The sequence below is a fragment of the Humibacter ginsengiterrae genome (assembly GCF_054780115.1).
Window position 1 is genome coordinate 154,776 of record NZ_BAAGWY010000002.1, and the last position, 23,065, is coordinate 177,840.

At 63.4% G+C, this 23,065-nt stretch carries 23 protein-coding genes; 12 read left to right on the plus strand and 11 right to left on the minus strand.

Features of this window, described 5'->3' with window-relative positions; all coding sequences use genetic code 11:
• Positions 1-194 precede the first annotated feature (194 nt).
• From ACYVII_RS03225 to ACYVII_RS03235, 3 genes are all read left to right on the plus strand, one after another.
• Complete coding sequence (locus ACYVII_RS03225; protein ID WP_460530904.1) at positions 195-968, plus strand: biotin--[acetyl-CoA-carboxylase] ligase; 774 nt, start codon at positions 195-197, stop codon at positions 966-968.
• A 7-nt stretch (positions 969-975) separates the two neighbouring features.
• A complete protein-coding gene (locus tag ACYVII_RS03230) occupies positions 976-1,515 on the plus strand; it encodes a PH domain-containing protein (protein ID WP_460530907.1) in 540 nt (179 codons plus the stop codon).
• A 150-nt stretch (positions 1,516-1,665) separates the two neighbouring features.
• On the plus strand, positions 1,666-2,490 hold the full coding sequence (locus ACYVII_RS03235; protein WP_460530910.1) for a hypothetical protein: 825 nt from the start codon (positions 1,666-1,668) through the stop codon (positions 2,488-2,490).
• 135 nt (positions 2,491-2,625) lie between these two features.
• Here the strand turns inward: ACYVII_RS03235 and ACYVII_RS03240 are convergent, their stop codons facing one another.
• Entirely contained in the window at positions 2,626-3,177 is a 552-nt protein-coding gene (locus ACYVII_RS03240; protein ID WP_460530913.1) for a GtrA family protein, read from the minus strand.
• Between the two features lie 220 nt (positions 3,178-3,397).
• On the opposite strand from ACYVII_RS03240, the gene ACYVII_RS03245 reads away from it, so the two are divergent.
• The 7 genes from ACYVII_RS03245 to ACYVII_RS03275 all read left to right on the plus strand — a co-directional run bounded on the left by ACYVII_RS03245 (position 3,398) and on the right by ACYVII_RS03275 (position 10,737).
• Positions 3,398-4,534, plus strand: coding sequence for a 5-(carboxyamino)imidazole ribonucleotide synthase (locus tag ACYVII_RS03245; RefSeq protein ID WP_460530916.1), 1,137 nt, complete (start codon positions 3,398-3,400; stop codon positions 4,532-4,534).
• Between the two features lie 17 nt (positions 4,535-4,551).
• The gene (gene purE, locus ACYVII_RS03250; protein ID WP_460530919.1) at positions 4,552-5,064 is read left to right on the plus strand and encodes a 5-(carboxyamino)imidazole ribonucleotide mutase; all 513 of its coding nucleotides are present in this window, start codon (positions 4,552-4,554) and stop codon (positions 5,062-5,064) included.
• Positions 5,061-6,416, plus strand: coding sequence for an LCP family glycopolymer transferase (locus tag ACYVII_RS03255; RefSeq protein WP_460530922.1), 1,356 nt, complete (start codon positions 5,061-5,063; stop codon positions 6,414-6,416). Before purE ends, ACYVII_RS03255 begins: the two co-directional genes overlap by 4 nt.
• Before the next feature lie 265 nt (positions 6,417-6,681).
• Complete coding sequence (locus tag ACYVII_RS03260) at positions 6,682-7,347, plus strand: DedA family protein (protein ID WP_460530925.1); 666 nt, start codon at positions 6,682-6,684, stop codon at positions 7,345-7,347.
• The gene (locus ACYVII_RS03265) at positions 7,344-8,600 is read left to right on the plus strand and encodes a sensor histidine kinase (protein ID WP_460530928.1); all 1,257 of its coding nucleotides are present in this window, start codon (positions 7,344-7,346) and stop codon (positions 8,598-8,600) included. Before ACYVII_RS03260 ends, ACYVII_RS03265 begins: the two co-directional genes overlap by 4 nt.
• A 10-nt stretch (positions 8,601-8,610) precedes the next feature.
• Positions 8,611-9,282 carry a transcriptional regulator gene (locus ACYVII_RS03270; RefSeq protein WP_460530931.1) on the plus strand — a complete coding sequence of 224 codons (672 nt, stop codon included), beginning with the start codon at positions 8,611-8,613 and terminating at the stop codon, positions 9,280-9,282.
• Positions 9,283-9,411: 129 nt separating this feature from the next.
• Positions 9,412-10,737: an acyltransferase family protein gene (locus ACYVII_RS03275; RefSeq protein WP_460530934.1), complete on the plus strand. Its 1,326-nt coding sequence runs from the start codon at positions 9,412-9,414 to the stop codon at positions 10,735-10,737.
• Here the strand turns inward: ACYVII_RS03275 and ACYVII_RS03280 are convergent.
• The 4 genes from ACYVII_RS03280 to rfbB are packed head-to-tail and all read right to left on the minus strand — an operon-like array spanning position 10,706 to position 14,508.
• A complete protein-coding gene (locus tag ACYVII_RS03280; protein ID WP_460530937.1) occupies positions 10,706-11,488 on the minus strand; it encodes an HAD family hydrolase in 783 nt (260 codons plus the stop codon). The genes ACYVII_RS03275 and ACYVII_RS03280 overlap by 32 nt on opposite strands.
• Positions 11,489-11,532: 44 nt before the next feature.
• Positions 11,533-12,669: a glycosyltransferase family 4 protein gene (locus ACYVII_RS03285; RefSeq protein ID WP_460530940.1), complete on the minus strand. Its 1,137-nt coding sequence runs from the start codon at positions 12,667-12,669 to the stop codon at positions 11,533-11,535.
• On the minus strand, positions 12,644-13,510 hold the full coding sequence (gene rfbD, locus ACYVII_RS03290; protein WP_460530943.1) for an SDR family oxidoreductase: 867 nt from the start codon (positions 13,508-13,510) through the stop codon (positions 12,644-12,646). The genes ACYVII_RS03285 and rfbD overlap by 26 nt, the downstream gene beginning before the upstream one ends.
• Positions 13,511-13,512: 2 nt before the next feature.
• The gene (gene rfbB / locus ACYVII_RS03295) at positions 13,513-14,508 is read right to left on the minus strand and encodes a dTDP-glucose 4,6-dehydratase (protein WP_460530946.1); all 996 of its coding nucleotides are present in this window, start codon (positions 14,506-14,508) and stop codon (positions 13,513-13,515) included.
• 70 nt (positions 14,509-14,578) lie between these two features.
• Here rfbB and ACYVII_RS03300 point away from each other — a divergent pair, with 70 nt between their 5' ends.
• The gene (locus ACYVII_RS03300; protein ID WP_460530949.1) at positions 14,579-15,187 is read left to right on the plus strand and encodes a dTDP-4-dehydrorhamnose 3,5-epimerase family protein; all 609 of its coding nucleotides are present in this window, start codon (positions 14,579-14,581) and stop codon (positions 15,185-15,187) included.
• A 1-nt stretch (position 15,188) separates the two neighbouring features.
• The gene (rfbA, locus tag ACYVII_RS03305) at positions 15,189-16,055 is read left to right on the plus strand and encodes a glucose-1-phosphate thymidylyltransferase RfbA (RefSeq protein WP_460530952.1); all 867 of its coding nucleotides are present in this window, start codon (positions 15,189-15,191) and stop codon (positions 16,053-16,055) included.
• A 37-nt stretch (positions 16,056-16,092) separates the two neighbouring features.
• On the opposite strand, the gene ACYVII_RS03310 is transcribed toward rfbA, so the two are convergent.
• The 6 genes from ACYVII_RS03310 to ACYVII_RS03335 form a co-directional block, all read right to left on the minus strand.
• On the minus strand, positions 16,093-18,129 hold the full coding sequence (locus ACYVII_RS03310) for a glycosyltransferase (RefSeq protein WP_460530955.1): 2,037 nt from the start codon (positions 18,127-18,129) through the stop codon (positions 16,093-16,095).
• A 37-nt stretch (positions 18,130-18,166) separates the two neighbouring features.
• Positions 18,167-18,895, minus strand: a complete 729-nt coding sequence (locus ACYVII_RS03315) for an ABC transporter ATP-binding protein (RefSeq protein ID WP_460531847.1) — start codon at positions 18,893-18,895, stop codon at positions 18,167-18,169.
• A gap of 7 nt (positions 18,896-18,902) precedes the next feature.
• Positions 18,903-19,775: an ABC transporter permease gene (locus ACYVII_RS03320; RefSeq protein WP_460530958.1), complete on the minus strand. Its 873-nt coding sequence runs from the start codon at positions 19,773-19,775 to the stop codon at positions 18,903-18,905.
• A gap of 5 nt (positions 19,776-19,780) precedes the next feature.
• On the minus strand, positions 19,781-20,944 hold the full coding sequence (gene glf, locus ACYVII_RS03325; protein WP_460530961.1) for a UDP-galactopyranose mutase: 1,164 nt from the start codon (positions 20,942-20,944) through the stop codon (positions 19,781-19,783).
• A gap of 126 nt (positions 20,945-21,070) precedes the next feature.
• Entirely contained in the window at positions 21,071-22,042 is a 972-nt protein-coding gene (locus tag ACYVII_RS03330; protein ID WP_460530964.1) for an NAD-dependent epimerase/dehydratase family protein, read from the minus strand.
• Entirely contained in the window at positions 22,039-23,052 is a 1,014-nt protein-coding gene (locus tag ACYVII_RS03335; RefSeq protein ID WP_460530967.1) for a glycosyltransferase, read from the minus strand. The genes ACYVII_RS03330 and ACYVII_RS03335 overlap by 4 nt, the downstream gene beginning before the upstream one ends.
• Between the last annotated feature and the right edge of the window lie 13 nt (positions 23,053-23,065).

The following is a 23,065-nucleotide window of genomic DNA, read 5'->3' on the forward strand; positions in this document are numbered from 1 at the left end:
GGGATACGAACAGAGCGACGAGTGCGATGGAGAGAGCGAACCAGAGTCGCGAACGGGCCGCGCCCCCGTTTTTTCGCCTCGTCTCCCGTTTCTGCGAGATCATTGCCCACCCCCGAGTCATTCATCAGAATCCTGGTCAAGGCTAGACAACGCACGGCGAACTGGCTTCCCGGCGCGCGAAAAGAGTGGAGACTATGTTTTTCCCCAGAAGCTCGGCCGAAGCCGCGCGGCTGCTCGTCCTTGAACACGCTGGATCGACCAATGACGAGTTGGCCGGACGCCTCGGTGTATCTTCCGCCGCCGATCTGCCTCCGTTCACGGTCGTCGCGTCACTCGACCAGACGGATGGGCGCGGGCGTCTCGGCCGTAAATGGTCGGCGCCGCCCGGTACGATGCTCGCGGCATCGGTGCTCGTGCGCCCAGGGCGAGACGGAATCGCGGTGGAGTCCGTAGCGTGGCTGCCACTCCTTTCCGGCCTTGCCATGACGGAAGCGCTCCGATCACTCGGTGCAGGCGCCGAACTCAAGTGGCCGAATGATGTGCTCATCAGAGGACGAAAAGTGTGTGGCATTCTCGTTGAGGCGCTGTCGCCCGACGCAGTCGTGATCGGATCTGGTGTGAACCTTTCGATCGCGCCCGAGGATCTGCCCGTCCCAAGCGCTACCTCGCTGCAGATCGAAAACACGCTGGTCGATGCGGACACGGTTCTCGCCGCCTATCTCAAGAGTCTTCGTGCACGCTATGAACACTTCGTGTCGTCGGGCGGCGACGCCGTCGTGTCAGGGCTGCGGGCGCGCGTCGCAGCGGTGTGCAGCACCATAGGACGAACGGTTCGCGTAGAACTGCCCGCCGGTGACGCTCTGACTGGCGTCGCCGAAGAACTCGATGACAGCGGACGCCTCGTTGTTGAGGCGAGTGGGCGCCGCACGGCGGTCTCGGCGGGAGATGTGACACACCTGCGGTATTAATGACCCTATGGCGCTGACCGACGGATACGGAGTGCCGCCAGCCGAGCGTGTGGTGGTGCGGCTGCGCCAGCATGCGCGCAGGATGTTCTGGCCGTCCATCGCGCTCATCGTCATCTGCGGCGCCGCCGCATACTTCGGTTCCACCTTCGGCGGATGGATCCGCCTCGCGATCTGGGCGGCGGCGCTCCTCCTCGCGATGTTCCTGTTCCTGCTGCCTTTGGTTACCTGGCTTACAACGCGCTACACGGTGACGACGCGTCGGCTCATCGTGCGAAGCGGGCTCTTCGTGCGAGAGCGTCGCGAACTACCTCACAGTCGTGGCTACACGGTGACCCTGCGTACTTCATGGCTGCAGGGACTGTTCCGGAGTGGAACGATCGTCATCGGCGCGATGGACCAGAAGACCATCGCCCGTCTACGAGATGTTCCGCATGCCTCCATAGTCGCCGAAGCACTACACGACCTGATGGAGAACAGCCAGCGACTTCACGCAACCGGATGGGCGACCACGTCGCCCGCGCCGGGTCGGGCCGAACAGCGTCGCTAGGTCGCACCTCCGGCCCTCAGGACGGTCGAAGCGGCATGGCGAGGGGGAGCGTACGAGTGTGTGGCAGGCAGTTGGAGACTTGACTGTCCATGGGTGCTCCGAACTGGGAGACTGTGCTTGCTTTGCTCGTCGAGGAGGGACCGCTGGATCGTGAAGAGAATCTTGCTCGCAGCCGCTGTTGTCGCTGCCTTTGTCACGTTGGGCGCGAGCAGTGCCGCGGCGGATTCCTCCACGTATACCTATGAACGCGTTCCTTGGCTTGGTGCGATCATTCAGGTGGCGCCAGATGGGACGACTACGCAATTGAGTTATTCGCAATGGCAGCAGCTTGGATTCCCGACTTTCACCGATGCTCCAACCGAATACATGAAATACTCGTGGTCCTCGTTTATCTACGCGCGCACGACGGTGACGGCGTCGGACGTTGTCCAGGACCAGATCGGATACGGCCAGTGGGCCAACGTCGGATTTCCGTCGCCGACGACCGTTGCATGGATTCCTGGGTCGAGCGTTGTCGCCTGGGCGAACTCGCCCGTGTTGTTTCTTCACGAGCCTTACGGCGATTACCACGCACTAAGCTACGGGGAGTGGCAAGCTGCTGGGTTCCCCTCCTACACCCGAAGTACTAATGAGGGCTTTTACCATCTCAGCTGGAGCGGAACTCCTGATATTGCCTTCATCTGCGATTGGGCCGGCGGTCACGGGGTTCCTCTTACGTACCAGGAATGGCTCGCCGCGGGAGCGCCTTCGCCGATACAAGTCGAATCGATACCGAACGCAATCTTCTACAAGTCGCATGTCAACGAACTCGTTTGGTACCTGAACCCGATCGACGGTGGGGACGCACTCAGTTACCAGCAATGGCAAGCCTTCGGCGCCCCGCCACCAACTTATGATGATAGCGGTCTTCAATATCAGGAAACATGTGTGAACTACGGCAACGTGCCGGGGCGTGATAATGCGCTTATCCCGTAGCGGCTGGAGTGAGATGACACAACGCTCCGGAGACGGTACGTTTGACCGCCTCATGCCGGAGACGCGGTCGCTGGCCTCGCCGCTAGGACCTGAATTCGACCAACTTGATCGGACGGTCAGCCATCTAACGCGAGCTCAACTCGCAGTTGCACCGTCTCCCGCGGAATCGCCTGACAACTCGTCGCTACGTCGCGTCACATCGCGACGGGACGAGTACACCCAGAACTTGTAGAGCGCATAACGCACCACGGTGCCGAGCACGAGGCCGACCACATTGCTCGCGATATTGTCAGCGAGCAGTGAATGGAACCCGAGCACGTAGCGCGAGACACCGATGCACATCAGCGGGATGAGCATGCCGAGGAGGCTCGCCGCGAAGAACTCCAGTCCCTCTCGAGCCGTGTTCCGCTGTCGCTCGGCGGCGAAGGCCCAGTACCGGTTGCCCAGCCAGTTGACGAGGATCGCTGCCAGCGTGGCGACGACTGTGGCCAGCAACGGGCCGTGAGGCATGACGGCCGGATTGAAGACCGTGAGCCAAAGACCATTGAAAACTGCGAAGTTGACGACTACGCCCACGCCGCCGACCGCGCCGAACTTGATCAACTGAAACAGCTGAGGAAGCCAACGAGCACGGAAGCTCGAATCCGCCCGGGCGCTGCCGGTATCGGTCTCTTCGGTCTCACTCATGAGGCGACGCTTCCTGCTCGCGGTTCGTCGTTAGCCCGACGGCTCCTGAGAACTCGAAGGGTGCACCCCGAGCGTAGTCAAAGCAATTGTGAGCGACCTAGCACTTGGCGAGGGACTGTGAATAGGCATACAGACTGGGTGTGCAGTGCGCGGCTCCACCGCCTCGACCGCGAGAGCGAGCTCCCGCTGTTCTCGGTTCAATCACGGTTAGGCTTTCACGGTGGCCAAGACAGTCGGTGTGATCGGTGGCGGGCAGCTCGCACGGATGATGATCCCCGCAGCGCTCGAGCTGGGCGTGAGCATCCGCGTTCTCGCCGAAACAGAGGGCATGTCCGCGTCGATCGCCGCTTCGGCCGTCGGTGACTACCGCGATCTCGACACCGTGTCGGCGTTCGCGCGCACGGTCGACGTCGTCACCTTCGACCACGAGCACGTTCCGCAGCCGGTGCTTCGAGCGCTAGTCGAGGATGGCATTCCTGTTCACCCGGGTCCCGACGCGCTCCAGTACGCCCAGGACAAACTGCTCATGCGGCAGAAGCTGTCGGAACTCGGGGTCCCGGTGCCCGACTGGGCGGCCGTCGAGAATCCGGAGCAGCTCGACGCGTTCCTAAAAGACCATGGCGGCCGGGCGGTCGTCAAGACGGCCCGCGGAGGATACGACGGCAAGGGCGTTCGGGTGATCGGCGGTCCGACCGAGGCCGACGACTGGTTCACCGCGCTCGCCGAAGACGGGAACGGTGGCTCACTGCTGGTCGAGGAACTCGTCGATTTCCGCCGCGAGCTCGCGCAGCAGGTGGCGCGCCGGCCGTCGGGCGACATCATCCCCTGGCCCGTTGTGGAGACGGTGCAACGCGACGGTATCTGTGCTGAGGTGGTGGCGCCCGCACCCGGATCCGCGGGTCGCGTCGGGGAGCTCAGCGAAGACATCGCGTTCCGCATCGCCGAGGGCCTCGACGTGACGGGAGCCCTAGCAGTCGAACTCTTCGAGACTCGCGACGGCCGTGTGCTCGTCAACGAGCTAGCCATGCGCCCACACAACAGCGGCCACTGGACGATCGACGGCTCGACCACGAGCCAGTTCGAACAGCACCTGCGCGCCGTGCTCGACCTGCCGCTGGGTGCGACGGGCACTCTGCGACCGTGGTCGATGATGATCAACGTGCTTGGAGGGCCGGAGGGTGCGACTATGCCGGACCGGTACGCGGAGGCCATGCGCGAGCATCCCACCGCGAAGTTCCACAGCTACGAGAAGGAGTCACGGCCGGGCCGCAAGGTCGGGCACGTTACCGTGTGCGGAGACGACCTCGACGAGGTCGCGTACCAGGCGCGTGGCGCAGCGGCGTTCTTCGACGAGTGACACCTAGCCTGGATTTCATGCCCAGCGTGAACTCCACTGAGCCTCCAGTCGTCTCGATCGTGATGGGGTCCGATTCGGACTGGGCCACGATGAAGGCAGCGGGGGAGGTGCTCGCCGAATTCGGCGTGCCGTACGAGGTCGAGGTCGTATCGGCTCACCGCACGCCGGAGAAGATGATCGGGTTCGGCAAGGATGCCGCGTCACGTGGCATCAAAGTGATCGTTGCCGGAGCGGGTGGCGCCGCCGCGTTGCCGGGGATGCTGGCCTCCGTGACGACTCTGCCGGTCGTCGGCGTTCCCGTCCCGCTCGCCAAACTGGACGGCCTCGACTCACTGCTGTCGATCGTGCAGATGCCCGCAGGGATCCCGGTCGCCACCGTCGCCATAGGTGGAGCGAAGAATGCGGGCATCCTCGCTGCTCGCATCCTGGCCACCAGCGACCCGGCTCTTGCCGACCAGCTCGCCGATTACGCCGCGGGTCTCATCGACCTCGTCGAACAGAAGAACGCCGACCTGCACAGCACGCTATGACCATCGCGAACCCTATCCGGTATCCGAATGCCGGCTCCCGCGACCTGATGACACGCAGGGGCTGGTGGCTCGTCGCGCTCAATCTGCTCATGCCGGGCAGCGCCCAGGTGCTCGCGGGTAGCCGAAAGCTCGGACGATTCGGACTTGTCACCACGTTCCTCCTATGGCTCGGCGCGCTCACGATCTTCATCATCTACCTGGTCAAGCCGACGGCCGTCGTCGGGTTCTTCACCCAGACCTTCGCGCTCTGGGTTCTGCAGTTCGTGCTCGGCCTGTACGCGATTCTCTGGGTACTGCTCACTCTCGACACGCTTCGGCTCGTGCGCCTGGTAAGAGCGCACCCGCCGGCGCGCGCAGGCATTGCGGCATTCGCCGTACTGCTCCTCGTCGTGGTATCGGGAACAGCGGCATACGGCGCTGTGCTCGCGGGATCCGCGCGAGGCGCCCTGTCCGGGATCTTCTCCGCGGCGGCATCCGAACCACCGGTCGACGGCCGGTATAACATCATGCTGCTCGGCGGCGACGCCGGACCGGGTAGGGACGGGATGCGACCGGACAGCATGTCGGTGCTCAGCATCGACGCGAACACAGGACAGGCGGTCTCCATCGGTGTGCCACGCGACCTCGACCCTGTGCCGTTCAGCGATGGATCGCCGATGCAGAAGATTTACCCGGACGGATACGGATACAACGGCAACTGCGATGTCGACGTCTGTCAGCTCAACTCCATCTACACCGAGGTCGAGCTCTACAAGGCGAAGCTGTATCCCAAGGCCACGAAGCAGAACAGCCAGCCCGGCATCGACGCCATGCGCGATGCGTTGGAGGGCGTGACCGGGCTCAAGATCCAGTACTACGTTCTGATCGACATGGAGGGCTTCGCCCAGCTCGTGGATGCGCTCGGCGGCGTGCAGATCGACGTGAAGGAGAAGCTGCCTATCGGTGGCGACGCGCAGGGCAACGGCGTGACCGGATGGATTTACCCGGGCGATCAGCATATGAACGGGTACACGGCTCAGTGGTACGCCCGCTCGCGTGAGTCGACGAGCGACTACGACCGCATGGCCAGACAGCGCATCCTCGAGGACGCCATTCTCAAGCAGTTCACCCCGATCAACGTCGCGACGAAATTCCAGGACATCGCCAAGGCCGGGCAGCAGGTGATGAAGACCGACATCCCGCAATCGATGCTCGGGTACTTCGTGGACTTGGGAATGAAGACACGGCAGCTGCCGGTGCAGAACCTGGAGTTGGTGCCGCCGACGGTCGATCCGACCGACCCGAACTACGACGAGATCCACTCGCTCGTGCAGAAGGCGGTCACGCCGCCGACGGCGACGCCGAAGCCTTAGGTCTCAGTTAATCTGCCGCGGCGCGTCCGTGACCGTGTGCTTCGGCACGAACAGTAGCAGGACCGCGCACGCCACAACCGTCGCCGGGTTGCCGATGAAGCGTAACTGACATCGAGTCAGTACGCAGCATCGGCGTGCGAAGGTGGTGAATCACTCCCTGGTAGGGGTCTTCAGGTACCGCAGGGTGACGCCGTGGGGGCTTCGATCCCGAAGGCTGGTGATGTCGCCGAGAGGCGGCAGACGAGGGGAGAGAATCATCGACGCCGTGAACGCCTTCATCGCCGCCGTGGTTTCCACGCCGTGGATTCCGATCGTGATCGTGCTGGCCGTGCTCATCGACGCGTTCTTCCCGCCGGTGCCGAGCGAGTCGATCGTGATCGCCGCCGCAGCTGCGGCGGTTTCGGTCGGGCAACCGAACATCGCGCTTGTTGTCGCGTGTGCCGCGGCGGGCGCGATCGCCGGGGACAACCTCACCTTCGCCATCGGCCGAAAGGTCGGCCTGGAGCGCTTCGCGTGGATGCGACGCCCGCGGATGCGGGCCGCGCTCGACTCGGCGGGCCGCGGAATCGCCAAACGTCCGGCGATCTTTCTGATGTCGGCCCGGTACGTGCCCGTCGGCCGTGTCGCGGTCAACCTCGTGACAGGGGCATCCGGATTTCCGCGGCGGAAATTCTTCCTGCTCTCGGTGCTCGCCGGGATGAGCTGGGCAGCGTACTCCGTGGCGATCGGGCTCCTCGCCGGGCATCTTCTCCACGGGAACGCGCTGCTCGGTATGCTCTTCGGGATCGCAGGAGGACTCGCATCCGGAGTGATCGTCGACCAGGTGATGCGGCTCGTCAACAGGCGCGAGTCCAGAAACAGGGCGGGCGGGGCCGATCACGAGTCGGCGGAAGCGGAGTCACGGGAATCCGAGTGCATCGGAGCGGAATGACGGAATCGACGGAGCCCGCGCGGGAGCCGGTGCCGCAACTGGCAGCGGCTTCTGCCGGACGGATTGCGTCAAAACGGTTGCGTGTGGGGCGGATCGCGCTCTGGATCGTTGTCGGATTCGGCGCGGTCACCGTTCTGACGGTGGGCTCATCGCTTTCGTCGGCCGCACTGGGCGTACCGGTTGTTGTCGCGCTGCTCCTGGCGGCCGCCCAGGCAGTAGCCATGGTTCTCGCGCTGGTGCATCCGCCGGTAGCTTCCGTGATCAGCGTCATCGGGCTCCTTGGCTTCGCGTTGGTCACGCGCCCCGAAGGACCGTGGCCGGTCATGGTGACCTCGATGATCGCTCATGCCAGCGTGGTGCTTCTCGTGTCCAGAACGCAGTGGATCAGCGGGCTTACCGCGGCGGCCGCAGGCGGCCTCGGCGCAGTCGTCGTCGCCTTCACCACCCCGGTGCCCGAATCGGAGCAGGGCGCTGCGACGGCTGACCTGATCGTCTTCGTCTCGCTCCTCACTGTCGCGTGGCTGATCGGACTTCTTTTCGGTAGGTGGGCAACGGTGCGCGCGCAGCTGGTGCGCGAGCGCGAACTGTCCGCTGCCGAGCTCGCCCGAAGGCAGGCGGCTGAGGAGCGCACCCAGCTCGCGAGAGAACTCCACGACGTGGTCGCGCACGGCATGAGTGCCATTCAGGTGCAGGCATCCTCCGCTCGATATCGGCTCGCGTCGTTATCGCCGGATGCCGTCGAGGAATTCGATGGGATCGCCGCTCTGGCGCGGGCGTCCATGAGCGAGATGCGAGCACTTCTCGCCCTCCTTCGGAACGACGGAGTCGAGGCGGAAGCGGTGCCGCAGCCGACCGCGGCTGACATTCCACGGCTCGTGGCATCCGCGACCAGAGCGGGTTCGCGCGTGGAACTGGATGACCGGCTGCCGGCCGCCGACCTCGCCGCGCTGGACCCGGTGCTCTCGCTGACGGTGTATCGCATCGTTCAGGAATCGCTGAGCAACGTCGCCAGACACGCCACGGGCGCCGACGTTCTTGTCACACTCGAGCGCAGCGGCGGCGTACTGCGGGTGGAAGTGCGTAACGCGGTTCCGGTCGGGTCACCGACAGGGCAAAGCATCGCGGACGCCGGTGGCCACGGCATCCGCGGAATGCGCGAGCGTGCCGCTCTGCACGGTGGCACGCTGGAAGCGCTGCGCACAGACGACGGCGGCTTCGTCGTGCGCGCTGCCATCCCCATACCGAAATCGTGAAGGACAGCCCATGACGGTCACTGTGCTCGTCGCCGACGACCAGGCGATGGTGCGCGCCGGCTTCTCGGCGATCCTGGATGCCCACGACGGCATCCACGTGGTGGGCCAGGCGGCCGACGGTGCCGAAGCCGTGCATCTCGCCAGAAGCCTGCGACCGGATGTCGTGCTCATGGACATCCGTATGCCGAACTTGAACGGCATCGACGCGACCAAGGAGCTGGTCAACCCCAGCCGTGGCGAGCCGCACGTTCCCCGTGTACTGGTGCTCACCACCTTCGATGCCGACGACTACGTGTACGACGCGCTGGCTGCAGGAGCGAGCGGATTCCTCCTCAAAGACGCTCTGCCTGAGGAGCTCGTGCAGGCGGTGCGCGTCGTCGCGGCCGGGGACGCTCTGCTCGCTCCGAGCGTGACCCGACGGCTGCTGGAACGCTTCGCGACGCAGCGGCCGGCGGCGCCGCGCAGGACGCAGGCGCTGGCCGACCTCACCGAGCGTGAGCGGGAGATCTTGGTGCTGATCGGGCGTGGGCTCTCGAACGGCGAGATCGCATCGGAGCTGTTCATCGCCGAGCAGACCGTCAAGACACACGTGAGCCGCATCTTCACGAAGCTCGGCGTGCGGGACCGCGTACAGGCGGTCATCCTGGCCTTCGACAGCGGGCTGGTCGAACCCGCCTCCTGAGCGCAACGCCTCCAGCACACTACCGGCGTACGGGAGCGGAATGGCTCTCGGCGGTGACGCGGCCGCCTGCACCGTCTCCCTACCGTCGCCTGGACGGCCCGATCGGGTCGCTCAGGAGGGGAGAAGCCCGTGTCCGTCGACATACAGCCATCGGTGCGATCAGAACAAACCGCCGTACCTCGCAGGCGGGATGGCGCTATCGACCTGGCGCGTGCATGGTGCCTCACGCTCGTCGTGGTGCTGCATGCACTCATGGTCGGCGTGTGGATCGGCGCGCACGGTCCTGTCCTGCAGAACGCGCTCGAGGGTTGGGCGGGCTTCGCGCCGTTCACCTGGCTGGTGCAGATCATGCCGCTGTTCTTCGTGATCGGCGGGTTCTCGGCTTTCACTCAATGGACTGCGCTGCGCGGTCGCGGCACGACGTCGTCCGAGTACGTCGGGATGCGCATGCGCAGATTGCTCCGCCCGGCCGTCGCGGCCATCGGAGCGGTGGTGATCGTGCTGGCCGTTCTGAGCATCCTGCACGTTCCGGCCGACATCGTGACCGTCGCCGGGTTCAGGCTCAGCCAGCCGCTGTGGTTCCTCGGCGTTTATGCCCTCACCACGTCGCTCGTGCCGGCCATGGTCGCAGCACATCGACGTGCGCCCATCGCGACGGTGTGTGCACTCGCGCTCGCCGTGGTCGCCGTCGACATCGTCAGAGCCTCGACGGGCGTGGCCGCCGTCGGGTATCTGAACTTGGGGTTCGTATGGCTTTTGGTGCAGCAGCTTGGATTCTGGCTGGCCGACGGCCGGATGCCGCGCTGCAGAGTGCGCCAATGGATGCTCGCCGTCGGGTCGTTCGGCACGCTTGCGCTCCTCTGCACCACTGGCGCGTACTCGTTCGATCTGCTGGCAGACCTCAACCCGCCATGCGGCGCCCTCGTGCTGCTCGGTATCGGCCAGCTGGCCATGTTCGACCTCGCACGTCCTGCGCTGCGCAGGATGGATGCCGCACGCGTCGTGCATGGGATCAGTACCTGGATCAACGCTCGCGCGATGACGATCTACCTCTGGCACATGCTCGTGCTCGTGCTCCTGGCGGGCGTGCTCCTCCTCACCAGCGACCGCCTGCCGGTGCCGCTCGATGCTGCGTGGTGGACGACGCGACCGATCTGGCTCGCCAGCGTGATTACCGCTGTCGCTCTGGTAACGCGAGCAGCCGGGCGATGGGAAGTGAAACCGACGCCTACCCTGAACGCGGAGCGGCGCACGGGTCCGCTGACGGCGCTCGTGTCGACCGCGCTGGCGATCGGCGGCGTCGTGATCCTTCTCGCCACGGGCATCACGGTGGTCGGAGGAGTCGTGGGTCTCGCCTGCATCGGCACCGCGCTCGCCGCGGTCATGCCGCGGCCGGACGACTCGGACGTTCTCGTGCCGAGGCTCAGCCCCGCTGCGGCGTCAGCTGCGGAATGAGCTCGTCGAGCACGTCGACCGTGTGTTCCCAGCCGGTGACAGCGAGCGTCGGCACGCCGAGGGCGAGCACGGGGTAGTCGTTGCCGTCCGGATCGAGGCGGTCCCCGATGAACAGCATGTCGGTGAGGCGGATGCCGGTCAGCTCGGAGAGCCGTCCGATGCCGTATGCCTTGTCGATGCCTCGTCGCGTGATGTCCACGGATGTCGACCCGCCGGAGCGCGCCTCGAGGTCGGGAAGCAGCTCCTGCACGGCGGCACGGAGGGTGTTCTTCTTCTCGCCGCTGGGGTCCCACGCGGACTTCACGTCGACCGGGGCCGATTGCCCGAGCGCCGAGAACGTGATCTGCGATCCTCGATCCTCGAGGATCGGACCCCAGGTCTTCTCCTCCCAATAGCCGAGCCGGCGAGCCTCGGTCTCTACCGCGGCGAGAGCCCGCGACTTCTCGTCGTCGCTGAGGTCCTGTGCATACACCTTCGTCCACTCACCACCCACGAACCGGAAGTACTGGGTCCCGCACGTTGGCATCAAGTGCAGCCGCTCGAGGGCCGCGGGGGAGGCATCCGTCAGCCTGCCGATCACCTGCTTCGAGAACTGCCCGAATTGGCCGCCGGAGATGACGCACACGGGCACGACGTCAAGCAGTGCGGTGAGGCGCTCGGCCATCGACGGATCGAGCGGTGACTTGGATGCCGCGAGTGTGTCATCGAGGTCGAAGGCGACAAGGCGGGGGTGATAGCTGATCGAAGGCATGGGTCCTGAACGGTCGGGCACGTCGTGCCGGGAGGGATGGATGGTCACAGTTCGGCGTGCAAGCGCCATACCTGTTCGGCCGAAGCCTGCCAGCTGAACGCCGCCGCTCGGTCGGTGCCAGCGAAACGCAGTCGTTCCCGAAGGGCGTCGTCGGCCAACACCGAATCGATCGCCTCAGCGAGCCGGGCCGGGTAGCGTTCGGCGTCGTCCTTCGGGACGGTGACACCGGCACCGAACGCAACCTCGCTCACGGCGGGATCGTCGGAGTGCACCACGGGGGTGCCGAAACGCATAGCCTCGATGACCGGCAGGCCGAAGCCGGACGACAGGTTCGGGTACACGAAGACCGCCGCACGGCTGAGGACCACGGCGAGGTCCGGATCGCCCAGGGTGCCGAGCGCACGCACCCGTCCTTCGGGCAACCCGGCCTCCATGGCCACAGTCGACACGTGCTCCCCGTGGAACTCCTCGGGGCCGACGACCACGAGAGGCAGACCGGCCACCGACGGATGCGCCATCGCCGAGATCAACGGGCGAAGACCCTTGCGTGGATCAAGGCTAGAAACGGTGGCGATGTAGCGTTCGGACAGACGGAGAGCTTCGGCACGGGCATCCGCGTCCGAGGGAACGCGAAGTGTGTCGGAGGGGGCGCCGCCGATCACCCGGATGCGGTCGCCGAGCTTCGCAACATCGTCCAGCTGCTCCGCGACGGCGTGCGTCGGCACGACGACGGCGTCGGCGAACTTGCGCGCCCGCTTCACCATCGCCTTCTGCCATGCCGCCTCGACCACACCAACCGAGTCCGGCGACGTCCACGCCGAGACGTCATGCACGGTCACCGTCGTCTGATCGAGCGACTCCGACACGTCGTGCTTGAAGAGCGGGGCGAGCAGGCTCGGGGCATGGATGAGGCCGCCGCCCAGAGGGAGTTTCACGCCCATCTGCCAGGCCAGCGCGAGTTCCCGCGATCCGACCGGCAGTGCGTGCACGCCGACCAGGCCGGGCAGGAGCTGCTGCAAGAGGCGACGATCCGTCTCACCTCGCGCGGCGACGATTCCCTCCACGACGCAACCGCGGGGGGCCGTAGCGATCAGCTGGCGCGTCAGTTCGAGGCTGTACCGGGAGATGCCGTCTGGCACGTCCGTGAGCACATCGTCAACGATCACCCGCAGGGTTGTCATCGAATGCCTTTCGGTCGAACGCCTCGGCCAGCGCTTCTCGCCAGTCTCGCATCACGGCGAGCCCGGCCGCACGCCAGGCCTCATGGCCGAGCACGGAGTATGCAGGGCGAGCGGCGGGTCGTACGAACTCCGCACTCGTGGTGGGCTGCACTCGCGCCGGATCGAGGCCTGCCTGCTGGAAGACTTCGCGTGCGAAGCCGAACCATGTCGTCTCACCGCTGGCAGTGCCGTGGTAGATGCCGGAGACGGCGTTCGAATCGGCGAGGCGCAGGAGCTGCTCGGCGAGGTCGCCGGTCCACGTCGGCTGACCGCGCTGGTCGTCCACCACGGTCACCGTGTCGTGCGTAGCAGCCAGGCGCAGCATGGTCTTGGCGAAGTTCGGCCCGTGTTCCCCGTAGAGCCAGGCGGTGCGCACGATGTACGTGCCCTCCGGATGCGCCGCAAGGGCGAGTTCCTCGCCGGCGGCCTTCGTGCGACCGTATGCGTTGAGGGGGTCACGCTCGGCGTCCTCCGCATATGGCGCGGTCGCATCGCCCTTGAAGACGTAGTCCGTGGAGATAGTGACGAGCTTCGCGCCTGCCTCTCGAGCCGCGATGGCGAGATTCTGCGTGCCCAGCGCGTTCACGGCGTACGCGGCATCTTCGTGCGATTCCGCGTCATCCACCTTCGTGTAGGCCGAAGCGTTGAACACGACATCGTGACCTTTCACCGCTTCGCGCACGGCGTCGCGATCGGTGACGTCAAGGTCGGCCCGGGACAGCGCCGTGACCTCGCGTTCGGCGAGGGCGGCCTGCAGGTCGCGGCCGAGCATTCCGGATGCACCGGTGATCAGGTAACGCACCGCTACTGTCCCTGTGCCGCGTAACGGTCCTCGGTTGCCTGCTTCTGCGGGACCCACCAGTCCTCATGGTCCTTGTACCACTGGATCGTCGCGGCGAGCCCCGCAGCGAAGTCGCCGTATTGAGGCGTCCAGCCGAGCTCCGAACGCAGCTTCGTGGAGTCGATCGCGTAGCGCAGGTCGTGGCCAGGCCGGTCGGCGACGAGGTCGTAGGCATCCGCTGGGTGCCCCAGCTCAGTGAGTATCAACTCGACGACCTGCTTGTTGTTCCTCTCACCGTCGGCCCCGATGAGGTAGGTCTCGCCGATGCGGCCCTTCTCGAGGATGGTGAGGACGGCGGAGGAGTGGTCGTCGGCGTGGATCCAGTCGCGCACGTTCTCGCCCGTGCCGTACAGCTTGGGGCGCTCGCCGCGCAGCACGTTGGTGATCTGGCGCGGGATGAACTTCTCGACGTGCTGATAGGGCCCGTAGTTGTTCGAGCAGTTCGAGATCGTCGCCTTCACGCCGAACGATCGCACCCAGGCGCGAACCAACAGGTCGCTGCCGGCCTTGGTCGAGGAGTAGGGACTGGAGGGGTTGTACGGCGTCGACTCCGTGAACCGTGCCGGATCGTCGAGTTCGAGGTCTCCGTAGACCTCGTCGGTGGAGATGTGGTGGAACCGCGTGCCATGACGGCGAGCGGCCTCGAGCAGTGTGAACGTGCCGATCAGGTTGGTGTGAACGAATGGCTCCGGCTCGGCGAGCGAGTTGTCGTTGTGGCTCTCGGCCGCGTAGTGCACGACGGCATCGTGTTCGGCAACGAGACGATCGACCAGTTCTGCGTCCGCGATGTCGCCCTTGACGAACGTGAACCGGTTCTCGGGGAGGCCGTCCAGGGACGCGAGGTTGCCGGCATAGGTGAGCTTGTCCAGCACCGTGACGTCGTGATCGGTGTTGTCGAGCAGATAGTGGACGAAGTTCGAGCCGATGAAACCGGCGCCGCCGGTGACGAGGATCTTCATGGGTGCCGGGTGCTTTCTGGTCGTGAGACTGCCTACGAGTCTACCGAAGGGTGGTTGGTAGACTCTGCCGGTGCAAATCCGAGAGCTTTCTGTTCCCAATGCGTATGAGATCAGTCCGATCCAGCACCGGGACGACCGCGGCGTATTCCTAGAGTGGTACCGGTTCGACCGGCTCGAGGAGGTAGTCGGACATCCGCTGAACTTGCGTCAGGCGAACACATCTGTCTCGCGCAAGGGATCAGTTCGGGGCATCCACTTCGCCGATGTCCCGGTCGGGCAGGCGAAGTACGTCACCTGCACCAAGGGAATTGTCTTGGACTTCGCCATCGATATCCGTGAGGGCTCGCCAGCTTTCGGTACGTGGGATACCGTTTTGTTGGATGACGTGGACCGTCGGGCGGCGTACCTTGCCGAGGGTCTCGGCCACTGCTTTATCGCTCTCACTGACGATGCGACGGTCAGTTATCTGGTCTCCGACGTGTATAACCCGACCCACGAGCATGGGATCAGTCCACTCGATGCTGATATTGCTCTGAAGTTTCCCTTTGACGTCGATGAGCTCTTGCTATCGCCAAAGGATACGGAAGCTCCGTCCCTCGCCGAGGCTCGTGAAATGGGCCTGCTTCCCGATTACGGGACGGCGATCAGCTTCTACGAATCGATGAGGGGAGCGAGCTGACGTGCGCGGCATCATCCTTGCAGGCGGGTCTGGGACTCGACTTTGGCCAATCACGAAGGGCATCTCGAAACAACTGATGCCCATCTATGACAAACCAATGATCTACTATCCACTTTCCACGCTCATGATGGCGGGAGTGCGAGAGATACTCATCATCACGACGGAGGAGTACGCCGGACAGTTCAAGGCGCTCCTTGGCGACGGGTCCGCGTTGGGTCTTCGCTTGGACTATGCCGTGCAGCCATCTCCGGACGGCCTTGCCCAGGCGTTCCTTATCGGCGAGGAGTTCATCGAGGACGAGTCGGTTGCCCTCGTTCTCGGTGACAACATCTTCCACGGAACCGGCCTAGGAACGGCATTGCGTCATGTGACCAATGAAGACGGCGCGACGATATTCGCATACCACGTCAGTAATCCACGGGCATATGGAGTAGTAGAGTTCGATGCGAACCTCAAAGCCGTCTCGATCGAAGAGAAGCCGGTACGGCCAAAGAGCAACTATGCAGTTCCGGGCCTCTACTTCTACGACAACGATGTGGTCGAAATCGCGAAGATGATCGAGCCCAGCGCTCGAGGCGAACTCGAGATCTCAACTGTAAACGAGCGATATCTGCAGGCAGGTAAGCTGCGCGTCCAGGTTTTGGATCGCGGCACGGCTTGGCTTGACACCGGGACGTTCGAGTCGATGATGCAGGCGTCAGAATACGTTCGGGTAATCGAGGACCGGCAGGGAACCAAGATCGGTTGCATCGAAGAGATCGCTTGGCGTGCCGGATGGATCGACACCACGCAACTCAAGAATCTCGCTGCTCCACTCCTGAAGAGCGGTTACGGCGCCTATCTTGAGCAGCTGGTCGCCGAGCAATGACTGGCGGGGCGCTGTTCGGACGAAACGCGGTGAGGCACTAAGCAGGATTGGCGCTAACTGGCTCCTCGGCCGCGTCAAGGCGAGCTCTGTTGATAGTATTCCGCCACGTTCCGATCGAAGTTATCTCGGGCAGGGCTTCACGGTACTCACGGGCAAGTCGGTCCCACTCTCGCCTGTAAAGAAGGTTCAACTTCACCGCCTCGCGCAGGAGCTTGCGGAACGCGCGGGGGTTCCGTACGTGCCAGGTGGCGCCGGATCCTTCCGCTCGGCTGATGAGAACGCTGTCCCAATTCGGAACGTCAAACCAGCGGGCGTCCTGGAAGGCGAGGTGCCCGTGCGGCGCGCTGACATCAGTGGTTACCTTGCGACTGTGCCTAACAACTTGACGCAGCAACCAGAGGACGAAGCGAGCACCGTGAGGGCCGGGATCGGACTTCCCGGTTGTCACTGACATGATTTCGCGGGCTGGGAAATGGGGAATTTGCTCGGCGTCCTTGATAATGGTCGACTCCCGGAATTGCTTGCCTAATTCCCGCACCCGCGATAGACGACCGAGCATGTCCGCATGGAGTTGACCCGGGCCTTCGAGCACGTTGCGGATGGCTTCCATGCGCATGGCCACTGTGTAGTAATCCATCGTCAGAAGATTCTTCACGTCACCTGCGAGATTGGATCGCCATAGCAGACCGCCGCGCTTTTCCGGCGAGTGCAAGAGTGCCGTGACGATGCGGTTGCGCGCATGAAAGAAGGCCTGCCAATCGTGCGAGTCGTCCTTGTCCACCCACGAGACGTGCCAGACTGCGGCGCCTGGCATGGTGACCGTGGGAACGCCATGTTCACGGGCACGCAGCGAATACTCTGCGTCGTCCCATTTGATGAATACAGGGAGCGAGAGGCCGATCTCCTTGAGCGTCGAGACCGGGATGAGTGACATCCACCAGCCGTTGTAGTCCACTTCATAGCGACGATGAAGCCATGCCGTCTGCCGCAGGTTGGAGCCGCCAAAGTCGTGGCGTCCCGGCGTGAACGGCCCCCACATGAAAGGCTTCCAGTGAATGCCTTCAGCGAATGCATGTAGCGTCGCCTTGTCGTACATGTCGAACATATGGCCACCCACGATTGCGGGTGCGATGCAGTGATTCGCGAAGGTCACCATGCGTCGAATGCTCTCGGGCTCGACCTCGACATCGTCGTCTAGGAGCAGGACGTAGTCGGACTCGTCGTTCTCGATCGTCTCGAGCATCCCACGGGAGAAACCGCCTGAACCGCCGATGTTGGCTTGCTCTATCACCGAAAGCTTTCCAGCGAGACTCTTCTCGGCATCAGAGAAGTTGGCAGCCTCCCGAATCTTCTCTGTGCCCTGGTCAATCACCAGAACTTTGTCAAGGAGCCGAGTAGTCGGCTCGTCACCGCCTATTTCAGCCAAGAGGCGCGTGCAGTATTCTCGGCGATTCAGCGTAGTGATCGATACTGTGGCCGTGCCGTCGGAGATGGGCGCAAACTCTTCCGGTGCCAGCCAATCAGCGTGTACAAGCTCGAGCGGACGGTCGCCTGCAATCAGGTCGAACCAGAGCCAGCCACCATCGACGAAGGAGGTCAGCGGGACGCGGAAGACAGTCGTCGTCTCGTTCGCCCCGCCGACCTCGACACCGTCCACGCGCTGCACAACAGCCCGGGCATTCGAGCGAAACACAACGATGCGGCCCTCACCCTTGGTAACAACCCGCAAATCTACTTCCGCTACGTTCGTCCATGCTTTCCAGTAACTGGCAGGGAAAGCATTGAAGTACGTAGCGAGGGACACCGCTTTGTGGGCGGGTAATTGGAGACCACGGCGCCCACGAAGCCACGCGAGGCCGACCCTGCTCGTGAGCCGCGATGCGAGTCGATTGTGTCCGTCACCGAATACTCCGCGGACCTTCGCGAGCCAATCGGATTCTGAATCCGGGAGGAATGACCAGCCCCAGGTTTCAGGGTCCAGATAAAGAGGTAGAGATTGCGGATCCCCGTGTACCGGGAAGATCACCCGCTGAAGTATGCTGCCCGAGTTCTCACGGCTCACCTTGTCATCCATTCGATCATTCACCCCAGTCATCGTCCCTCCGCCGCTGTCAGCTCTCGTTCGCGCGCATGCGAACCACGGCCTCATGAGAGGGTCCATCGAACGTCATGCGTCCCTTTTGTAAGAGGATGCCGCGTTCGCACAAATCGGCGACCATGTTGAGGTCATGGCTCACGACGACGAGGGTCTTGCCCTTCGCATGAAGCTCGCGGATCTTGGCCAGGCACTTCCGTTGGAACGGCTCGTCGCCCACGGAAAGGATCTCGTCGACCAACAGAATATCGACCTCGGTGTGGATGGCCACGGAGAACGCGAGCCGCAAGAACATGCCCGAGGAGTAGTGCTTGACCTCGGTGTCGATGAATGCCTCGATCTCCGAGAACGCGACGATCTCGTCGAAGCGCGCCTCGATCTCCTTGCGTGACATGCCGAGGATGGCGGCATTGAGGAACACGTTCTCCCGGCCGGAAAGATCGGGATGGAAGCCCGCACCGACCTCGATCAGCCCTGCAACTCGGCCACGGGTGAGCACCCGACCGCCATCCGGCTGGAACACGCCGGAGACAAGCTTGAGCATCGTCGACTTGCCGGAGCCGTTGAACCCCAGCAGCGCCACCGACTCACCCTCGCCAATCGTGAAGGAAACTTGGTCGAGCGCATTGAACGTGGATGAGATCTGCTTGCGGCGCACCGCGGCAATGAACGTCTCCTTGAGGGAGTGGGTATGGCGGAGCTTGAAGGTCTTCCGCACTTCATCGACGACGATCCTTGCGTCGATCGCCGGTTCAGAGATCTTGGGCAAATCGACCCTCCAGCCGGCGGAAGAGGAACTGACCGGCCACAATCACGATGGCCGAGATCAGCAAGGCAATCAGCGCGTGCAGGGTGATGCTTGGGGGCATGGGGGAGGAACCACTCGTGGTAGGGAACCAGAACGACGCGTGAAACATCTCGACGGCCGCGGTCAGAGGGTTGATCTGATAGATGAACATCAACCACGGCGGCAGCACCTTCGCCACCATCTGCCACTGATAGAGCACTGGAGAGGCCCACGTGGCGACCAACACGATCAGCTCGACGAAATTCTGGGCATCGCGGAAGAGCACGTTCACCGAGCCGAACAGCATGCCGAGCCCGGTTGCGAACAGAAGGATGATGACCGTACCGAGGATGAACGCGAGGGCTTGGAGAGGATCTGGATGCCATCCCACGATGAGACAGACGCCGAAGAGCACCACGATCTGCGGAAGGAAGTTCACGAACGCGACCAGAGTGGAGGCGACCGGGAACATCTCTCGCGGGAGATAGATCTTCTTGATCAGCGGGGCATTGTCGACGAGGGATCGCGTGCCATTGCTGAACGCCTCGCTGAAGAGGTTCACCACAACCAGACCGCTGAACATGTAGATCGGGTAGTTCGCGATGCTCCTGTTCTGCTGCAGGAAGATGCCGAGCGCGATGAAGAAGACTGCGAACTGCGTCAGCGGTTTGACATAGGACCACAGCCAGCCGAGCACGGAGCCCCGGTAGCGCACGCGAACCTCTTTGCGCACAAGGAGGCCGAGAAGGTATCGCCGTTTGAAGACGTCGAAGAGCCCAGCACCATGTCCGGGCTGTACGAAGTCGCCGCGCGCGGTTTCTGCGAGTGTGCGGCTCACGACGCTCAGCCTTCGCCGCCCGCCAGCAGCGGCTGCAGTTTGTTCGTGTACATCGAAAGCGCCGAACCGATAGCCATGTGCATGTCCAGATACTGGTACGTACCTAGGCGGCCGCCGAAGAAGACGTTCGGTTCGCCCGCCTGCAGGTCGCGGTATGCGAGGAGGCTCTCGCGGTCCGCCGGAGTGTTGACGGGGTAGTAGGGCTCGTCTCCTCGTTCCGCAAACCGCGAGTACTCCCGCATGATGACCGTCTTGTCCGCCGGGTACTCACGCTCTGGGTGGAAGTGCCGGAACTCGTGGATGCGCGTGTACGGCACCGTGGCATCCGCGTAGTTCATTACCGGCGTGCCCTGAAAGTCTCCGATCGGGAGCACCTCTTGCTCGAAGTCGAGAGTGCGCCACGACAGTGTTCCGCCCGTGTAGTCGAAGTAGCGGTCAACAGGCCCGGTGTACACCACCGGGATTCTGCCGACGACCGCCTTCTTGTTCACCGGCTGGGACTCGTCGAAGAAGTCCGTGTTCAACCGCACCTCGATGTTCGGGTGATCTGCCATGCGCTCAAGCCATGCCGTGTAGCCGCCGACGGGCAGGCCCTCGAACGTGTCATTGAAGTAGCGGTTGTCGTAGTTGTATCGCACCGGGAGACGGCTGATGACCTCGGCCGGGAGCTCCTCGGCTGGGGTCTGCCACTGCTTCGCCGTGTAATCGCGGATGAACGCCTCGTACAGCGGACGTCCGATCAGCGAGATGCCCTTCTCCTCGAGGTTCGCTGCGTCGCGAGTCGAGAATTCGGATGCTTGCTCCGCAACGAGCGAACGGGCCTCGCCGGGAGAGTACGCGGAGCGGAAGAACTGATTGATCGTCCCGAGGTTGATTGGAAGCGGATAGACCTCGCCGCGATAGGTCGTGTACACGCGGTGCACGTAGGAGGTGAATTTCGTGAACCGGTTGACGTACTCCCACACCGGGACATTTGAGGTGTGGAAGAGATGGGCACCGTACGTGTGGACCTCTATACCAGTCTCAGGGTCTGGCTGGCTGTACGCGTTGCCTCCGATGTGTGGCCGGCGGTCAATCACTAGGACCTTCAGCCCGAGATCATCGGCAACGCGTTCAGCGACCGTTAGACCAAAAAAACCTGAGCCAACGACGATGAGATCTGGATTCACGGAGTGGGACTTTCTGGATCGACATCACGAGTTGCAGATCGGCTGAGCGATCAGCCTCTGATTCTACGGGACGCGAAACCTCGCTCCACACGACGGCTTCATCCTCCCTACGCGTCGGCAGCGAGACTAGTGGCGTCCATGTATCGCACCGGCTTGCACCATACGGAGGATGTCGTCGATCGTGGCCTTGATTCCTACCGGAAGTGGCGTCATCTGCCGTTGGTCAAGAGCTGGCCAGACCTCGGATCGGAGTCGGAGATCTCGCGCCTGGAACGCGCTAACGGGTGACGACCCCACCATGACATTCGGGTGGCCGTGGCTTAGCCGACTGAAGTGGCCCAGTAGTTCGGCTATTGAGGCAGCATGACCGGTCGCCATAACTTTGGTCGCTGACACAGCGCCGCTTTGGGAGGCCTTGTTCAAGGTAAGAGACATTGTGTCGAGGATCAGGTCGGCGCAGTCATCCACGTAGATGTAGTCCCGCAGCGTGTCCAGTGGTACGAAGATGGATGCTGGCGACGGGCTGAACTGCGCAAGCGCAAGGTGGGAAATCAACCCCTGCATCTTGTCCATCCGTTGCCCGGGCCCGTACAGATTCGCGATTCTGCCTACTACTGAAGATGCTCCGATCGAGCCGACCGACTCTTCGACGAGCTGCTCGGCTGCAAGCTTGAACTCTCCGTATGGCGAGATAGGTGCCGGCACCGTGCGTTCGCTGAAGGGTGGTTGCTGTGAACCGGCATAGACACCTCCTGCGGACGAGGCGTAGAAGAAGCAGACCGAAGCCTTCACAGACGCAATCGTGTCGGTAATTTCCGTGAAGGCTTTGGCGAGTTCGTCCAGTTCGCGCTGAATCATGAATTGGGTGGCCGCGGTGACGGCCGCACCGGCCGCCCAGAGAATTGCGAATCGGTCCCCTTCCTTGGCTTCGCCGATCAGAGCGTCAGCCCGAGCCCGGGCCGCACGGGCCAACTCGCTCGACCCCCAAGGCAGCGGTGCTAGTGAAGCGTCGAGCCAGTCGCGGCGTTCCGCGATCGAACGACGAAGCGCACTCCCAAGAAGGCCCGTTCCCCCGATTACCCAAGCCCTCGTTGTCATGGGCGAGGTCTGCGGCCCAAGGGGCCAAGGCCTGGATCGCTGACCACTAGATAGGGCGGCTTGCCCATGGCCATGTTCACGTTGATACCGATGTATTCGGCAATTATTCCGAGCGAGAAGAGGACCGCTCCGGAACTCAGAAGGAGTATGACGATGGTGGAAGCCCAGCCTTCGATTGCTATGCCGCCGGCCAAACGCTCGATGAAGACAATGATCGCGAGCACTACTCCGAAGGCGGCGAACACTAGGCCGAGGAATGCAACGAGCCGGAGAACTCGGGTTCCGCTTGACAACACGAGCCTCAGAAAATGGCCGAAAAGTCGGCGCGCCGAGTACCCAGAACGTCGGTCGCCCTCTTCGCGAAGCGCCACCGGCGCCGTGACGACCTTGCCAGCCACCCAACTCAATGCGATGTCAAGGTACACGCCCGAACCTGAGTACGCGGCAACGCTTCGGCCGACGTTGCCGAGAACGAGCCGAAAGCTTTGGAAGTCGACTGCCTGCGAAACGCCTGCCACACGAGCGAGCAGCCACTTCGCCGTCTTCGAGGCACTGTTCCGAAGAGCACCGTGCGGAGCCGAATTCGTGGGACGCGCATATACGACCGCAGCCTGCTCTTGCATTGCCGCGTCGAGCAGCGTTCCTATAGCCGAAGGATCGTGCTGCCCGTCTTCGTCTAGCGTGACGATCCAATCTGATCCGGCAGAGGCCATGCCTGCAAGCGTTGCCGCGTGCTGCCCATAATTGCGCGACAACCAGATGCATCGCACGAAGTCGTTCGTCGCTTCCAATTCTCGGATGACGGCCGCAGAACCATCGGGACCATTGTCGTAGACCAAGATGATCTCCGACACAACGAAGGCGTGTCTCTTCTGGCTCAATTGAGGTGACGTCAGAACGCGAATCTCATCGATCAGACCCCGAAGCGTGGACTCGCCCTGATACACCGGGATAACCACCGATATGGAGTGGTCCGCCGCGATGGGGTCTTGCTGTTCGACGGCTGGCACGGAAGGCGAATCT

What these genes read in the sequence shown, in the direction of transcription:
- ACYVII_RS03225 (WP_460530904.1), top strand. Translation starts at nt 195, where the DNA reads ATGTTTTTCCCCAGAAGCTCGGCCGAAGCCGCGCGGCTGCTCGTCCTT.
- ACYVII_RS03230 (WP_460530907.1), top strand. Translation starts at nt 976, where the DNA reads ATGGCGCTGACCGACGGATACGGAGTGCCGCCAGCCGAGCGTGTGGTG.
- ACYVII_RS03240 (WP_460530913.1), bottom strand. Translation starts at nt 3,177, where the DNA reads ATGAGTGAGACCGAAGAGACCGATACCGGCAGCGCCCGGGCGGATTCG.
- purE (WP_460530919.1), top strand. Translation starts at nt 4,552, where the DNA reads ATGCCCAGCGTGAACTCCACTGAGCCTCCAGTCGTCTCGATCGTGATG.
- ACYVII_RS03255 (WP_460530922.1), top strand. Translation starts at nt 5,061, where the DNA reads ATGACCATCGCGAACCCTATCCGGTATCCGAATGCCGGCTCCCGCGAC.
- ACYVII_RS03265 (WP_460530928.1), top strand. Translation starts at nt 7,344, where the DNA reads ATGACGGAATCGACGGAGCCCGCGCGGGAGCCGGTGCCGCAACTGGCA.
- ACYVII_RS03270 (WP_460530931.1), top strand. Translation starts at nt 8,611, where the DNA reads ATGACGGTCACTGTGCTCGTCGCCGACGACCAGGCGATGGTGCGCGCC.
- ACYVII_RS03280 (WP_460530937.1), bottom strand. Translation starts at nt 11,488, where the DNA reads ATGCCTTCGATCAGCTATCACCCCCGCCTTGTCGCCTTCGACCTCGAT.
- ACYVII_RS03285 (WP_460530940.1), bottom strand. Translation starts at nt 12,669, where the DNA reads ATGACAACCCTGCGGGTGATCGTTGACGATGTGCTCACGGACGTGCCA.
- rfbB (WP_460530946.1), bottom strand. Translation starts at nt 14,508, where the DNA reads ATGAAGATCCTCGTCACCGGCGGCGCCGGTTTCATCGGCTCGAACTTC.
- ACYVII_RS03310 (WP_460530955.1), bottom strand. Translation starts at nt 18,129, where the DNA reads ATGGATGACAAGGTGAGCCGTGAGAACTCGGGCAGCATACTTCAGCGG.
- ACYVII_RS03330 (WP_460530964.1), bottom strand. Translation starts at nt 22,042, where the DNA reads ATGACAACGAGGGCTTGGGTAATCGGGGGAACGGGCCTTCTTGGGAGT.